The organism is Microcoleus sp. Pol12A5 (assembly GCF_036701435.1).
GTDB lineage: Bacteria > Cyanobacteriota > Cyanobacteriia > Cyanobacteriales > Microcoleaceae > Microcoleus.
This window is the reverse complement of sequence record NZ_JAUBQU010000015.1, coordinates 63,977-79,612: the sequence shown is the minus strand read 5'-3', so window position 1 is coordinate 79,612 and position 15,636 is coordinate 63,977. Positions and strand designations below refer to the sequence as shown.

Sequence of the window (15,636 nt, the reverse complement as noted above, 5' to 3'; positions counted from 1 at the left end):
TATCTTGCACTTTATTCTCGATCGTGCGAGCGAAACCCAGGCCACGCAATATGCGCTCGATTATTCAGCAAGCCCTAATTAGATTCTCGATTTCTTGAACAAGTCCGGGAATTCTATATGGGGACAATATTGTGATGAGTTTGTAGCAGTGTCCGCCGGGAGCATCTCAATGAAAGCAGCCAAGCTAGAAACTGGAGCCAGGAGCCAAGAGGACAGAGGAAGATGGAAGGAGCTAGAAGAAGTGTTTTTACCCATATGAGATGCTCCCCCGACCGACTTACTCAACCAGTTCAAAGTCAGAGGGAAAAAGTCCGGCGCCAACTTGGCAGATATGCAAGTCGTTTTGGAGATATTAGAAAACCATTGGCGCAAAAGTTGAGCAAAAAACTAACCTTCTTGCTGTGCGATGAACCTGAAATCCTTGAGGTATATAGCAGAGAATAGCAAGCCCGTGACGAGATTTGAACTCGTGACTTCCTCCTTACCAAGGAGGTACTCTACCACTGAGTTACACGGGCATAAAAAATTAAGAACCGCCAATTAAAAAATTAATTTTTAATTCTTAAATTTTAACTTTTTATTAAATTGAGGTGGGCCGAGCTAGATTTGAACTAGCGTAGGCGTAGCCAGCGGATTTACAGTCCGCCCCCATTAACCACTCGGGCATCGACCCATTTGTATCACAGTTATAAATCCTAGCACCAGAATCTTTATTTGCAACATTATATTTAAAACTCTAATGATTCAGTTGATAACACATAAGTGAGTTAGGGGCAGACTAAAAAATTGAACACTATTTAAGATGTGCATTGCTAAGTCTAGGCTGGGTACCCGCCCGGAGCACCCTAAGTCTAGACTGAGAGGAAATCCCTAATTCACTAATTCCCCGGTTTCTTGCAGGGAGTGCAGGCGACGGTAAATACCTTGTTGACTCAAAAGTTCTTCGTGGCTGCCAACTTCGACGATTCTACCGCCGTCGAGTACGACGATCGCATCGGCTTCGCGAATTGTACTCAGTCTGTGGGCAATAACTATGGTGGTGCGCGTACCGAGGATATTCTGCATGGCTAGCTGGATCGATCGCTCGCTTTCATAGTCCAAACTAGAAGTAGCCTCATCAAAAATTAACACATCCGGCTCCACCAACAGCGCCCTCGCAATCCCCAACCGCTGCCGCTGACCGCCGGACAACCGCATTCCTCTCTCCCCGACCACGGTATAGTAACCTTGGGGCAACAGCCGCACAAAATCGTCTACTTTGGCTATGCGACAAGCGTCCTCAACTTCCTCGAAAGTTGCGTTTCTGTTTCCGTAAGTCAAATTTTCCAGCAAAGTACCGTTAAAAACGTCTACTTCTTGGTGGACAATCGCTAAACGCTGTCGGTAGCAAGTCACGTCTAAGCTGCGAATGTCTTCGCCGTCGATCAGAATGCGGCCGGAGTTGGGTTCAAAGTAGCGAAACAGAAGTTTAACTAAAGTCGATTTCCCGGAACCCGATCGCCCGACTAATGCTACAGTCTGACGGGGATGAATTAATAAATTCACATCTTGCAAAACTGGTTTTTGACTGTCGTACCCGAATGTCAAACCGCTGAACTCAACTTTGCCGGTAAATTTATAAGGTGGCTGTGCCGATCGAGCATTTTCTGCTAAATTAACCGCATCAACACCGTCTGGCGTTTGCATAAACTCGTGGAACCGGATCATTGAAGAATAACGCCGCGCCAATAATTCGGCGATAATGCTAATCGGACGCAGTTGGGAATATGCCATGCTTGCCAACGTGTAGACGGTAACAAAATATCCGAGGGAAATTTTGCCTGCAACCGTGGCTGCTAGGCTAAAACCGAGAACTGAAAACAAACACAACTGGACGATCGTCTGCTGGTATGTCCCCAGGGTGACGTATCCTTTGTGAATGCGGTGGATCACGACTTTTAATTCGCGATCGAGTCTGGTTGTTTGCCTTTTGAGTTCATCGCTTTCTGTCGCAAAAGCTTTGACTGTTTTGATGTTGGTGATAATTTCCGAGTTGCGGCTTTCGGTATCTTCGATGTATTCATCCAGAATTTCTTCCCGCGCAGTCACCCCTTGCAGGCCTTTGAGGGTGAAACTGAGGATAAATAGGAAGGAAACCAAAATTAATAAGCCAATCCGCCACTCAATTAAGCAGATAACGGCAAAAATGCCGATTAAGCGGACGACTTCGGGGATGAATTCGCCGGCAATTTCTGGATAAGTCCAAGTGTGATTGGCGATGCCTTTGGCGATGCGGCTGGCAATCCGTCCGGCGTTGTTTTCGTCGTAAAATTCTAGGGGCAAGGTGAGGATTTTGCCGATCGCACTTCTCATTTGATCGCGCCTTGCCCTCAATGGTATCGCCCAGTGGAACCAATTTCCCACCCAAGGCTGTACCGGTGCTTTGGCGACTGTTACCAGAAAAATTATGCCCAGCAAGACGGATAGCGATAATATTTTGTTGGGTGAGTGCTGGGTAACAGAGGCGATCGCTGTTATCAGTTTTTGGGTTACTGTATCTGTAGGTTGACCCGACAATACGTTTAATATTTGACCGATCGCGTAAGGAACAAGCAAATCGGCTAGTGCCAAAACGCTGGATGCGCCTATGCTGTAAACTGATATTTTCCAGTAGCGACTGTAGTATTGGAAAATGTCATGAAAGCTTGCCATAAATTTGTGTTGAGATACAACCCTTGCAAACACTTGCATCTAAAATTGCGCTCTCGGCGCGCTTTGTTTACAAGTGTACTACAAAAGTAGTCGACCGGGAAGTCATCTCGGCTCATGCTAGCGACTCGCCCGATCGGGTGATTTATGGCAATCATTGGATCGTCAGCAATCAATCCGCATTCCTGGGCAATAAATTCAAGACTAAGGGCAAAAAAATGCAAAAGACAGAATTTTTCTTCAATTCTGCCTTCTGAGCAAGGTCTTATAAGTTTTACGTTTGAGTAGTCTGTTAGCTAAAGGTGTAGGCTGATTGCAGCGCCCACCAGATCAAGAAGCCGATTCCGCCGGCAATGACAATCGCCGAAATGGCGATCGCTATAGGACTGTCAGCTCCCTTGAACTTCATGATTCCGCGATTTAAATCTGACATGACAGTGTTCTCCCACAATTCCAGCTTGATTGTAGCTTTGCCGTCGCCGGATGGCGGTCAATTTTCACGGCAATTACTGATTTGGTTGAGAATCTGGCTGCTGAAATTTGACAAAGGGAGTGGGTTTGGGGGGGTTTACTGGGTTTGTGAAAAAAACTTACTAAAAAGACTTGACAAATTTCGGGAAGTGAGACAATATTGTTAATACCGCAGGAAATGCGGGTGTAGCTCAGTGGTAGAGCGTCACCTTGCCAAGGTGAATGTCGCGCGTTCGAATCGCGTCACCCGCTTTAGAAGATAAAAAAATCCAGGAAACCGGAATCCAAGACACCGGAAAGTACATCCAGAAAGTTTTGGATATACTCCTAATGATGGTTGAAAGTACCTAAGTTAGTGGTAAGATTGAATGCAGAACTTGCAAGTCAAAATTGCCAAGTGGGCGAGATTTCGTAACAGGCAGTTGAAAGCCTTGCTATGGCGGAATTGACAAGTTTGATTAAGTGGATATGTTAAGGATTATTTTTGCAAAAACGCTTTTTTTATCCGATCGCTCGTGCCATCTCAAAAAGTTCCAAAGATTGACTTAAACGATGAGTACCCCTGTCCTTGCCGACGCCGGGGTCGTCTAGTGCCTATAACGTTGACAGAAGCCTTTGGATGCAACCGCTGTCAACAAATATTTGTATTGGACGAAAGTGGATACGTGATCGAGCAACTATCAACGAACTATCCTTACAAGCAGGCTTGGCGGTGGACAGGGAATCAGTGGAACAGAGCGCATCCGGGTTTGAAGGCCCATTATTTGCCACTGGCTTTGGGTATGATATTGGTGCCGTTAGTGATTTGGTTGCCCTTGGCGTTACACTCGCCGGGCCCGAATATTATTCTGTGGGCAATGGTCGCCGTGCTGCTAGCAATGCTGCCGGCGCTGATGGTATGGCTCGCTTACAGGCGTTAGCTAGATGATAATAGAGGATTTTACCCATTCATCAGATGCCGCAAATGTCGCGCGTCGCGCTTATCAAGCTTCTTTGGAGTTGGCTGCGACAAAGAGTGCCGATCGCGCTGCAGCTTTGCAGGCGATGGCGGGTTCGCTGAAACGCCGGCAAAATGACATTTTAGAAGCAAATACTCTGGATCTAGAAGCAAGTCGGGACATGGCGATTCCGGAGTTGATCGTGGAGTGGCTGAAGCTGACGCCGGAACGGATCAAGACAACTGTGCAAATTCTGGAACGGTTGGGGGAAATGCCAGATCCGATCGGCAGGGTGATCAATGCTTCTTATCAGGTCGATCGCTGTCAGGTGTACTGTCAGTCGCTACCGCTGGGGGCGATCGCTCTAATTTACGAGGCGTTTCCCGAGTTGGGGGCGATCGCCGCGGGTTTGTCTCTCAAAAGCGCTAACAGTTTGATTCTTAAAGGCGGCAGCGAAAGCTGGCAAACTAATACAGTAATTGGAGAAGCTTTGATTTCGGCAATCGATGAGGTCGGTTTGCCATCGGGATGTTTGCAGGTACTGCCGCCGGATCGGGGCGCTTCGATCAGAGAATTGGTCACTCAAGACCAATATCTCAATTTAATTATTCCCTACGGCAGGCCAAGTTTGGTGCAGCAGGTGGTAAGGTTGTGTACAGCACCAGTTTTGAGGTCGGCAATGGGAAATTGTTACCTTTATTGGTCACCGACTGGCAGTTTGGAGATGGCAAGGTGGATGATTTTGGACAGCCATCAAAGCGTTCCCGATCCTGTTAACGCGATCGAGAAAGTGCTTATCGATCGCAACCAAAAGCCTTCTTCCTTAGTCAGGCTGTGGAACAGTTTAAAAGAAAAAGGCTTTCAAATTAGCGCAGATGCGGATCTGGTCGCAGATTTCCCCGACTTGAAGCTGGCGGAACCATACGAGTGGACTCAACCGTATTTAAACAAAACCATCGCGTTTAAAGTTGTCGATAGTTTAGAGATTGCGATCGGCTGGATCAACCGCTACAGCAGTGGCCACGCTGACTGCATCGCCACTGAATCTTACTTAGAAAGCCGCCAATTTGCTCTGGATGTTAACAGCGCCTCAACTTTTATCAATGCCTCACCTCGGTTTTGGCGCTATCAAAATCGGGGAGATGCGATATTTTTGGGAATGTCCAACCAAAAAGGTTATCGTCGGGGATTGATCGGGTTAGATACGCTGACGACAATCAAAGAAATTGTTCAGGGAAACGGACTTTTTTAATCTGATAGGTTATTTAGGATTTGTTATTGGGATTAAACCAAACTGAAAAGTGGGAAAGTATTATCGATGCGTAAGCCTTTATAAGGCTTTAATAGTTGTTTACAAATTTTTTTTGAGGAAATACAATAATATCTTTGTACAACAATTAGGCATCTTTGATCGCAAGCAATTTAGTCACAAGTTCCCGGAACGACACCGTGGACACAGATAAAATTTCCCCGTGCCGACAATAATCCCGCGATTCATTTGTTTTAGGTCAATCTAAAATCGGTAGTGGCTCTAATTAAATTTAGAAAGTTATTAACTCAAATGAAAATACTCTTAGCGATAACATGAAATCCCAAAAATTACTCAATACTCTAGACAAGACGGCAACGCCGACTTTAGGCGAAGAAACGCTAATTCACCACTCGGTATATGTGAAAAAATTGCGTCCGCTGCTGCCGTCAGATGCCTTTGAACCCGATCCCAGCAAGTTAGCAATACTATTCATCAACGCGGCTATTTTATTGCTGGGATGGGGAATTGCTGCTAATCTCGATCGCTGGCCAGTCTATCTTTTAGGACTTTACTTACCTTTAGCCGTCATCATGGGCAATAGTATCATAGTTTTGCTATTTAGCTCCCACGATTTGATGCACGGTAGCGTTCAGAAAAAGTCGCGCCTCACTTATCCGATCGCTTTTTTGGGACTAAGTATGCTGTTTATGCCGCCTACTCAGTGGAAAAATCTGCACAACCTCGTACATCACAATAACACGAATTCTTTGGCCGACCCCGATCGCAACTATCTGTACCAGCAACCAGATACTTGGGGAAAATGGATTCAAAATCTGTTTGTCCCGTCGGTGGAAGTCAATCCGGTGTGGTTAATTGTAGGAATGGCCGGTTCCTGGTTAGTGCATAATTTCCGCAATCTCACCTCGGTACTGTTATTTAACGATAAATCTGTCGATTACGTACCGGCTGCCTTTACAGTTAGTCCTAAAGATAGATTGACGATCGCATTTGAATGTCTGGGAATTTTAGGAATTCATGCCAGCATTTTGTTCTACCTAAATTTTCATCCCCTCAAAATCGCTCTTGCGTACTTTTTGCCGATCGCAATTGGTCATGCAGGCGCAATGTTTTACATCTATACCAACCACATGGGTTGCCGGATGACCGCCATTAACGATCCGCTGATCAACAGTATGTCGGTGCGTGTTCCTAAAATATTTGATCTGCTGCACTTGAATTTCTCTCACCACACAGAGCATCATATTTTCCCCAGTATCAACTCAAACTATTATCCGATGGTGCAAGAGTTGTTGCAAATTCACTATCCCGATCGCCTGAATTTAATCGATGCTGGAGAAGCTTGGCGGTTGCTGATGCAAACACCGAGGCATTATAAAGATGAAGTCACCTTCACTGATTCTGCGGGTACAATGGCGGTGAATTGCTCGATTGTTGAAGACTATAAAAGCTGAGAATTCGCATGGGAGCCGCATCTTGCACCATGCTTAAGAACAGGCTTTCCGGCCTGTTCCACAAAGAATGAATTTTATTTTGGGGAGTAGGGGTTGGGCGTCTCGCCAACCCAAAAAATACACTCCTACATACTGATGCTATTTAGTACCAACGAAGGCTTGAGAGCAATGTAAGGAATTACTCGTTTTTGATTGTTAGCATCAATCTTTTGTTCTGCCATATTCAAATTTTGCTGGAACTGTCTGGCTAAAAGTTGGATCGGCGTTCCCGCAAAAACTTCGTCGAAGCTCATCCGGTAGAGTTCTCGGAAAGATTTATCGTAATAACCCAAACGGTCATATCGATAAGCTGACAAAATAAATAGAATTTGCAGTTGGTCAGCCGCTCGTTTGTACGGAGGAAGCAACCGTAAAATATCCTTTTCCGTAATCAATTCTAGATTACCCGAAGCAGTAATTCTAGGAATGTCCCGGTAGGCTGCCAAGGGCATATTGGCGGCAAAACTCATGTAGTCATACTGGGGAAAATTGATGGCTGAATGCTGGGGGCCGCAGGTAAAAATTACAGTTGTGACAATTTGAATTAATTGTTCAACTGTGTTGATGCGCTCTGGCATTCCTTTGACTTTACCGCCACTATCTGAGGCTAATTCTTGGGCCCAGGTTTGCAGTTCCAGATCTTGTACGATCGCCATCTCCGTCGGGTAAAAGAATTTTAGATAGCCCGATACAAAGGTTTCAATCGCATTCCACAGCAGCAATCCATCATCTCGGTAAGGATAGTGAGGCAGTTGATTGGGGTCATCCATTCCCCGATTTTTCAGTTCAGCGGGTAAGGCAAATTCATCAAGACTCCACGTACTGCACGCCTCTCTAGTCAGTTCCATTGTCTCAGCCAAGGTGCCGCCTAGCAATTCATCGACGGGTCCGCCGGGAGCTATCAAGTGAGAACGCGCCAGATCGTTGTTGGTCAACATAAAGCGAAAGTGCGGTTTCAGCAGCAGGCTCAGCGGGTGATTTTTAGCCAACTGTCGGGCGGTGACGATCGCAATTGGTTCCATCACCAGATGAGTTCGACCTAAATGCGAGTTCATTTCATGGTGATTGGCATCTGCCACTTGTACGCAGAGTTTCGCAAACAGCCAATCGACAGGAGGATCGAATGGGGTGTAGACATGGCTATCTGGGCTGGGATCTAGTTGAATGGCAATAGGTGTCATTTCACCGCGATCGCGGACTCCCGTCCACCGCCAAGCGAAAAAAGCCCGTGGTTTCGGCAAGTATTTTCTGCCTTTTTCATAGGTTCCGCCTCCAACGAGAGCCGGCGCGCGATAGTGTTCGTCAGTACCTGTGTAATCGGCAATGTAAATATTTTTCTCCTGCAACTCTTGGTGCAGATCGAATAATGGGTGCAAACTGGAAAGACCCCTCAGTGTTTCTGCCCGAGGATCGCTCGCATCTAAGAGGCGAAGCACCATCGGATTTGCTCCAGACAGGCGCTGTTCTGCAAAAGAGCGATCGGTTTGGTAAATTTTGGCAACTCCAGGTAGGGGCAGCCAAGTAAAAAAGTCTTCATAGTCTTGGAGTTCGTCGAGAGGATCGAGAAAAGTTCTCGAATCGGCTGCCAGCATATTTGCTGGAAGTTCCGAGGTTGCTAATATCCGTTCGGCAAGATACTTGCTCGAAAAGTTCTCGACTGCAGGCACCTCTTTCAATAATGCCAAAGGTGATAAACTCTCATAGTCAAACTGATAAGCTTGTTGCTGACGATTCAAGGAATCTTTGCGCTGTTCTGGGTTCGGGTCGTCTTGAGGAAGAGAAGGTTTCATATTGTCTACCATTGTATAAATCTACTCTCTTTTTCTAGTAAAATATCGCACATCATCACTACTGCTTGAGTAGGGAATTTAAAAAGTATTGTGCAGGCTCACGCTTGATATAGGTCTTATTCACCGAGAAATAATCTTATTCCGGACTTTTTTAAACTCAGAAAAATTCCTCAAAAGAAGGCAACACTTCTCTATTGCCCTAAGTCTAGGTTGCAAGGTTTCATTCTCCCGATAAGTAGCTCGCACTCAAGAACCCCGACATCTCAAAGAAGTCGGGGTTCGGGGTGTTCGGTTTTTTGAGCTGGGTCTTGATTAGCGATTAGGCATGAGTCATTAAATATTGACCGTTGCCGTTATATTCGCCGTCGCAACTCGCGAAATTAGACACAAACCAAATCAAGTAAAACCGCCAGATTCGACGAAATTTGGCATAGTCGATACCGTAATCTAAATCTTTGACTATTGCCTGAGAATCGTCAAAGTTTTTCAGCCAGTTAGCAAAGGTTGTGGAGTAATTGTATCCGTTGAGATACCATCTTTGAATGGTTTTGAGGTCTTTATTGTGGCTGGGAACGGCATCGTATTTCCAGTAACGTCCGTGGGGAAAAATGTATTTGTGGGTGAAAACGCTGGATATATTGTTGGGAGTGCGAACTGTGATGATGTGAATGAAAACTTTGCCGTTATCCTTCAGGAAAGATGCCAGCTTTTGAAAAGCCTTCGTTAAATTTCCCACATGACAAAAAACTCCGATGGAGAGAATTTTGTCGAATTTGGTCTCGAAGTTGGCGTCGTTCAAATCCCCTTCATATAAGGTAAATCGACCGGAACTAAGGTAGCTTTCGGGGTCTTGCATCTTCTGACGCATATACTCGCATTGGTGGTGGCTCAAGTTAATCCCGGTAAAGGTGACATTGGGGAATTTGGAAAGAATGTAATTCGGAACACAACCCCAACCGCAGCCAAAGTCTAAAATATTGTCGCCATCCTGAATCTCTAGCTTTTCAATCACATCATCAATCATCTGCATTTGCGATTGTTCTAGGTTGGCGGCTCCTTTTTCCCACAATCCCATGCTGTATTTAGGATAAATGAGTTTTCCATCGCCTAACATCGGATTCAGCATTGCTTGAGGTAAGTCGTACTGAATCTTCATTAAATCCCGCGGCCCTTCGGCTGTATGGTCTGTTTCTGTTAGTACCCATTCGTAGGGTGCAAGCAGGGACGGGAAATGCTTAAAAAAGACAGGCATACAGGTATCAAAAAGCGCTCGCAATACTGAATCTGGGACTTCTAATCCGTTGATGTAAGACTCTGCTACTGCCATTTGTACCGTGTTAACTGCACTGACTGCGAGGCGGGTTGCTCCGTAGGCGATCGGACTTTTGGTATGTACATCTCCGACGATGGGAATGTGCTTTTCGATGTTTTGTAGGGCTGTTGATGAAGTCATGGTTATACGGGTTTTAAAGATGCTGCTATTCTATCTCACGAAAATTGGGTGGTTGTTAGAGAGCAAAAAAGCTAAAACTATTGCCAAGTCAGGTTTCCACAGCAAAATCCCGATAAATCCTAAAAATATATCGCCGTTGAAGGGGATTTGATAACGGATTTATCGGGCTTTGAGCGATCTTAATTTTATTAAGAATTATGTCAGTCCTTTTTAGATTTTCGATTTTCGATTTTAGATTAACTCCACAGCTTGAATGGGGGTATTATCACGGTGCCATGGCGCTTTTAGTAATCAGTTATACCATTTGAGATTTTAGATAGATTAAAGAATTGGGAATGACTGATGAGCTAAGATTTGGAATCTTGCCTAGAGTTGTATTATTTTTTTAAACTGTTGTCAGTTGGGCGCTTGAGCTGACGTAACGAGAAGCAAATGCCGATCGCGACTTATAGTTAAGGAATCAGGGGATACAGAAAAAATGCCGAGAAACCGGGTTTGCATACAGGTTCGCTGCAATAACAGATGTCCGCGAGATTCCTCGCTAATTAACTAGACGCGCTACATATGCCACAGATTCACTATCTGCCGGACGATCGCACGATCGAGATAGACGACGACGATATAATTCTCGAAGCTTCCCTGCGTGCCGACATTCCCCACACCCACATCTGCGGCGGTAGCGCCCGGTGTTCGACTTGCCGGGTATTGATTGTCGAAGGTTTGGAATTTTGCTCTCCGCGCACTTCGCCGGAAGAGGAACTTGCCAAAAAATTGCGTTTAGAACCGGAAATTAGGCTGGCTTGTCAGACGCAGGTTGCGGGCGGCAAGGTGATTTTGCGCCGATTGGCGATCGATTCTGAAGACTTGGAATCATTTACCGACCAAATGGCGGGGAAGTCTATTTCTCCTCCTGTGGGTCAAGAGAAAAAAATTGCGATTTTGTTTGCGGATATTCGAGGATTTACGCCTTTTGCAGAATCGCTGCTGCCTTACGATGTAATTTATGTTTTAAATCGCTATTTCCAAAAGATGGGTTTTGCGATCAATCGGAATGGCGGGATGATTAATAATTATATGGGTGACGGTTTAATGGCGCTGTTTGGGTTGGAAAATCCCGACAAAGCTGCGGAACAAGCGGTGAGGGCTGGGGTGGAGATGCTGGAGGAACTAGAGAAACTCAATCCCTATTTTGAGACTTTATACCGTCACCGGTTGCGGATTGGGATTGGCATTCACTGCGGGTGGGTGGTTGTGGGGAATTTGGGGGCATCGAAGAGTCAGACAGTTACGGCGATCGGAGATGCGGTGAATTTTGCCAGCCGGATCGAAGCTGCTAACAAGCAAGTGGGAACAAGTTTACTGATTTCCGAGGAGACTTATCAGGAAGTGAAGGAATTGGCGATCGTCGATCGGTGCATATTAGTTGCAATTCCGGGAAAAAGCGGCGAATATCCGCTCTATGAAGTAGTCGGGATGCCGCCGCTGCCCCTGGAAATCGAGGAGATTTCAGAGGTAAAAGAAAAATCTATTTGGAAAAGTTCTGTCAAATTTTTGCGTGATTTGTATGCTGGGGTGTACAATTGGATTAGAAAAATTTGGAGTCAAATCAGACAAATATAGAGCAATTTTTGTTAGTTTGGTTATTTACTCAATAATATGAATATTCCCAAGTCAATAGTTCGCATTTTTGTAATGCTCCCCAACGGTCAAATAGGAGCACAACTGCGAGATAATATTCCAGGTATTGCCAGTCAAGGAATGCTTTCTACTTTTGGTGGTGGCGTGGACATTGGAGAAATTCCACAGCAGGCAGCAGTGCGAGAAATGGAGGAAGAAACTTGCCTCACGATCGATGATTACACAATGGAATTTATCGCAACTTTTACTCACCAAAAGACCCAAAATGATATAAAAATCTTACAAAAAAACCACCTTTTTTTGGCGATAGTTAGCGATGATGATAAAATAGAAATTAAAGAAGGTGTCGGTTTGGTAATTTTGAGAAAAGATGTAGACTTTGAAAAAGTCAACGCAGGTGAGGGTACTCAAATGGCTTGGAAATTGTTGCAGGAATATTTAAAATCACAAACCACACACGAGCTTTTCGCCGCTAGGGGACTGAAACTTTAATAGAGAACTTCTGTACTATGTTGTCAAATACGAATTCAGAGTACGAATTATTACTACAACGGGCGATCGCGATCGCAGCCAAAGCTCATGAGGGGCAGGTTGATAAAGCAGGCAATCCCTATCTCGATCATCCGCTCTTTGTGATGGAAAATGTAAACTCTATAGAGGAGAAAATCGTAGCGGTTCTACACGATGCGGTCGAAGATTCTGAACTTACACTTGAGCAACTTAGAAGCGAAGGTTTTCCTGAAGTTCTGGTGTCGGCGATCGCGGCGATTACCAAAATAGAAGGAGAAGCTTATGCAGCTTATTTAGAACGTGTTATTGCCAACCCGATCGCACTCCGAGTCAAAATCGCTGATGTTACTCATAACCTCGATATTCGCCGCATCGCCAATCCGACAGAAGCCGATTTTCAACGCATTGCAAAATACAAAAAAGTCCTCACTCAATTATGTGCAGCCTTAAAGTAATTATTAACCGCAAATATCCGCGTTAATCTGCGTGCATCTGCGGTTAAAAAAAATCCCGAAATCCTAAGCCATCACCATCCCCCCATCCACATTAAAAACCTGCCCGGTTATATAAGCAGCCGCCGCATCTGCCGCCAAAAACTTCACCATCCCCGCAACTTCCTCAACTTCCCCGTATCTCCCCAGCGGAATATACTTCAAAATTTCATCAGACTTGACATCCTTAGTCATATCTGTAGTGATAAAACCCGGTGCAACTGCATTCACAGTAATCCCGCGAGTCGCCAACTCTTTCGCCACAGTTTTAGTAAACCCAATTACCCCAGCCTTCGCCGCACTGTAATTAGCTTGTCCGGGATTGCCCATTTGCCCAGCAACCGAAGCAATATTAATAATTCGGCCGCTTCGCTGCTTCAGCATGATTTTACTCGCAGCTTTCGCACACAAAAACACGCCAGTTAAATTCAAATCAATTACCGCTTGCCAATCTTCCAACTTCATCCGCAGCAGCAAAGTATCGCGAGTAATGCCGGCATTGTTCACCAAAATGTCAATTCGTCCCCATTTTTCCATGACATTACTGGTGAGTGAATCTACTTGGTCAGTTTTCGAGACATCTGCTGCAAGTGCGACAGCTTCTCCTCCAGCAGCGACTATTTCTGCTACCACCTCATCAGCAGCAGCACTCGAACTCGCATAGTTGACGGCGACTTTAGCGCCTTCTGCCGCTAGGGCTAAAGCAACGGCGCGGCCGATTCCCCGCGACGCACCGGTCACGACAGCAACTTGACCCCGCAATCTCTGAAAAGTCTCTGGTAATAGTTCCATAATTGTATCCTCGCAATCTACCAGAGAATTTTGCACTAAAATCGAGCCAGAACCCAAAAAATTATTTTGTCTTATGGCAGTTCAAAAACAGTTCAGCAGTTTTGAAGAGTTACTATCGGGCTCTGACTTGCCGGTGTTGGTAGATTTTTACGCTACTTGGTGCGGGCCTTGTCAGATGATGGCACCGATTTTGGAGCAAGTCAGCGGTCAGATGAAAGACAAGCTGATGGTTGTCAAAATTGACACAGATAAGTACGAACAGTTGGCGTCGCAGCATCACATTTATGCTTTGCCGACTTTGGTGCTGTTCAAAAATGGCGCTGAGGTCGATCGAATTGAGGGAGTGATGCAAGCGGCGCAGTTGATCGATCGAGTGCAACCTTACTTGTAGCACCAGCCAATTATCACACGTAGGGTGCGTCAGTTAATATCTGATTAATTATGAATAAGATAATCCTAGTTGACGCACCCTACGTATGAAGACTCCCAGCCACGCTATTATCAATCTGGCAATTCTTGGCAAACCGCAACTGCCGCAAGCTAATCTAATTATTGCGATCGGCGGAATTTTGCCGGATATTCCAATATTTTTATTTTACTTTTGGGCGAAATACATTGCTCGCTTGCCCGCAGCTACAATTTGGTCAAAAGCATATTATGAGCCTTTTGTACAAAATATTGTGGCTCTGTTTCATTCAATTCCCCTTGGGGTTATTGGTTTGCTAATTGCTTATTTCTTTGGCTGGCAAAGCGTGCAAATTCTGTTTATTAGCATGATACTGCACTCTCTGGGAGATTTGCCTGTCCACAATGACGACGCTCACCGACACTTTTTTCCGTTCAGCAATTACCGTTTTATCAGTCCGTTTTCTTATTGGGATCGGAAGCACTACGGGTCAATTGTTTCTGCGGTTGAAATGTTGTTAGTGCTGCTGTCAACTTACCGCGTTTTTGGTTTTGTTAATTCTTATGCTGGAAAAACGTTGTTAATTTTGGTGAATGGTTTTTACTGGGCTGGCGCGGTTTATTTTCAGGTGCGATATTTATTTAAATTCACTTTCCAAAGATGAAACATGAATTCAAAATTACCAATTAGCAATTAGGAATTAGCAATTACCATATTGTTAACTGCGCCGAATATTAAAACAACACCAATCTTGGCGCTTCCACAGAGTAGCAACAATCCAGCCGTGCTGTTCGAGAGTGTCGGCAATTGGCTTAGCTTGTTCGAGCAAAATGCCGCTGAGAACTGCCCAAGTAGTGGGTTTGCTAATTGCAGTGAACTGCGGGATTAAATCAATGATTACTTCTGCTAAAATGTTACAGATCAAACCGTCGATCGGCTCATCGACCATTTCTTTCAAGCGATCGATACTTCCGAGCTCTGCAACCAACTGCTGAGAATTAACGCGGTTGAGTAGTCTGTTGCTAATGGTCGATCGCACTGCCAAAGGATCGGTATCCAAAGCATAAACTTTTGTAGCGCCCAACAACACTGCGCCGATCGACAAAATACCCGATCCGCAGCCGATATCAGCAACAATGCACTCTTTGTCATCAAAACCGAGCCGCATTTCTAGCGACTCCAGACAAAGTTGAGTAGTAGCGTGAGCACCCGTACCGAAAGCCACACCGGGATCTAAACGCAAAATGATGCGATCGGTATCAGTCGGTAGGGGCAGCCAGGCCGGATTAATTAAAAAGCGATCGCCCACTTCTTGAGGCTGCCAGTGCTCCTTCCAAGTGCTGCCCCAGTCTTCGTCTTCAATCAAATCCCACTGCATCGCAGGTAGGGGCAAACCTGCACACAGAGCATCTTGGCGCAGCCACAGAGACAGAGCGGCCAAATCCAGCAATCCTGCCTGTTCTTCGGGCAAATAAGCCGACATCAGGCAGGAATTGCTTTTGATCTCCGTAGCAGTTCCCCGACAGTTAAACCGTTCCAGACGCCAAAAGATGATATCTTCCAGCGCCGGATCGCAAAGAATTCTAATTTCCCACCAGCTATGTGCCATAACGATTTTAGATTTTAGATTTTAGATTTTAGATTTGCCCAGGGGAACTGGAGACTGGGAAGTGGGGAGTGAGGAAGGAGGATTGGC

General features: G+C 45.4%; 14 protein-coding genes and 3 tRNA genes. 9 read left to right on the top strand and 8 right to left on the bottom strand.

The window, feature by feature from the left end; translation table 11 throughout:
* Positions 1–446: 446 nt before the first annotated feature.
* From QUA45_RS06545 to QUA45_RS06530, 4 genes are all read right to left on the bottom strand, one after another.
* Positions 447–518 (bottom strand) — tRNA-Thr (locus QUA45_RS06545).
* A 73-nt stretch (positions 519–591) separates the two neighbouring features.
* A tRNA-Tyr gene (locus tag QUA45_RS06540) sits at positions 592–673 on the bottom strand.
* 197 nt (positions 674–870) lie between these two features.
* Entirely contained in the window at positions 871–2,691 is a 1,821-nt protein-coding gene (locus tag QUA45_RS06535; protein ID WP_333098538.1) for an ABC transporter ATP-binding protein, read from the bottom strand.
* 289 nt (positions 2,692–2,980) lie between these two features.
* Positions 2,981–3,121 carry a hypothetical protein gene (locus QUA45_RS06530; protein ID WP_172188980.1) on the bottom strand — a complete coding sequence of 47 codons (141 nt, stop codon included), beginning with the start codon at positions 3,119–3,121 and terminating at the stop codon, positions 2,981–2,983.
* Positions 3,122–3,339: 218 nt separating this feature from the next.
* On the opposite strand from QUA45_RS06530, the gene QUA45_RS06525 reads away from it, so the two are divergent.
* The 4 genes from QUA45_RS06525 (at position 3,340) to QUA45_RS06510 (ending at position 6,821) form a co-directional block, all read left to right on the top strand.
* Positions 3,340–3,411: transfer RNA gene (locus QUA45_RS06525), tRNA-Gly, on the top strand.
* Between the two features lie 263 nt (positions 3,412–3,674).
* Positions 3,675–4,079 (top strand): hypothetical protein, encoded by a 405-nt coding sequence (locus QUA45_RS06520; protein ID WP_190663244.1) that lies wholly within the window; start codon positions 3,675–3,677, stop codon positions 4,077–4,079.
* Positions 4,080–4,083: 4 nt separating this feature from the next.
* Positions 4,084–5,349, top strand: a complete 1,266-nt coding sequence (locus QUA45_RS06515; RefSeq protein WP_333098534.1) for a glutamate-5-semialdehyde dehydrogenase — start codon at positions 4,084–4,086, stop codon at positions 5,347–5,349.
* A gap of 332 nt (positions 5,350–5,681) precedes the next feature.
* A complete protein-coding gene (locus tag QUA45_RS06510; RefSeq protein WP_333220001.1) occupies positions 5,682–6,821 on the top strand; it encodes a fatty acid desaturase in 1,140 nt (379 codons plus the stop codon).
* Between the two features lie 125 nt (positions 6,822–6,946).
* Here the strand turns inward: QUA45_RS06510 and QUA45_RS06505 are convergent, their stop codons facing one another.
* Positions 6,947–8,662 carry a lipoxygenase family protein gene (locus QUA45_RS06505; RefSeq protein WP_333220000.1) on the bottom strand — a complete coding sequence of 572 codons (1,716 nt, stop codon included), beginning with the start codon at positions 8,660–8,662 and terminating at the stop codon, positions 6,947–6,949.
* A 307-nt stretch (positions 8,663–8,969) separates the two neighbouring features.
* Entirely contained in the window at positions 8,970–10,103 is a 1,134-nt protein-coding gene (locus tag QUA45_RS06500) for a class I SAM-dependent methyltransferase (protein ID WP_333098530.1), read from the bottom strand.
* Positions 10,104–10,667: 564 nt separating this feature from the next.
* On the opposite strand from QUA45_RS06500, the gene QUA45_RS06495 reads away from it, so the two are divergent.
* From QUA45_RS06495 to QUA45_RS06485, 3 genes are read left to right on the top strand one after another with little or no spacing between them, the layout of a single operon-like run.
* A complete protein-coding gene (locus QUA45_RS06495) occupies positions 10,668–11,723 on the top strand; it encodes an adenylate/guanylate cyclase domain-containing protein (RefSeq protein WP_333219998.1) in 1,056 nt (351 codons plus the stop codon).
* A 36-nt stretch (positions 11,724–11,759) separates the two neighbouring features.
* Positions 11,760–12,233 (top strand): NUDIX domain-containing protein, encoded by a 474-nt coding sequence (locus QUA45_RS06490; RefSeq protein WP_333098526.1) that lies wholly within the window; start codon positions 11,760–11,762, stop codon positions 12,231–12,233.
* Positions 12,234–12,250: 17 nt separating this feature from the next.
* Positions 12,251–12,706 carry a GTP pyrophosphokinase gene (locus tag QUA45_RS06485; RefSeq protein WP_333098524.1) on the top strand — a complete coding sequence of 152 codons (456 nt, stop codon included), beginning with the start codon at positions 12,251–12,253 and terminating at the stop codon, positions 12,704–12,706.
* 63 nt (positions 12,707–12,769) lie between these two features.
* On the opposite strand, the gene fabG is transcribed toward QUA45_RS06485, so the two are convergent.
* Positions 12,770–13,534, bottom strand: coding sequence for a 3-oxoacyl-[acyl-carrier-protein] reductase (gene fabG / locus QUA45_RS06480; protein WP_333098522.1), 765 nt, complete (start codon positions 13,532–13,534; stop codon positions 12,770–12,772).
* Positions 13,535–13,607: 73 nt separating this feature from the next.
* Here fabG and trxA point away from each other — a divergent pair, with 73 nt between their 5' ends.
* Together trxA and QUA45_RS06470 are read left to right on the top strand one after the other, a co-directional pair.
* Positions 13,608–13,925 carry a thioredoxin gene (trxA, locus tag QUA45_RS06475; RefSeq protein WP_015178505.1) on the top strand — a complete coding sequence of 106 codons (318 nt, stop codon included), beginning with the start codon at positions 13,608–13,610 and terminating at the stop codon, positions 13,923–13,925.
* Positions 13,926–14,010: 85 nt separating this feature from the next.
* Complete coding sequence (locus QUA45_RS06470; protein ID WP_333098520.1) at positions 14,011–14,604, top strand: hypothetical protein; 594 nt, start codon at positions 14,011–14,013, stop codon at positions 14,602–14,604.
* Positions 14,605–14,658: 54 nt separating this feature from the next.
* Here QUA45_RS06470 and prmA read toward each other — a convergent pair whose 3' ends face one another.
* A complete protein-coding gene (gene prmA / locus QUA45_RS06465) occupies positions 14,659–15,549 on the bottom strand; it encodes a 50S ribosomal protein L11 methyltransferase (RefSeq protein ID WP_333098518.1) in 891 nt (296 codons plus the stop codon).
* Positions 15,550–15,636: the final 87 nt, after the last annotated feature.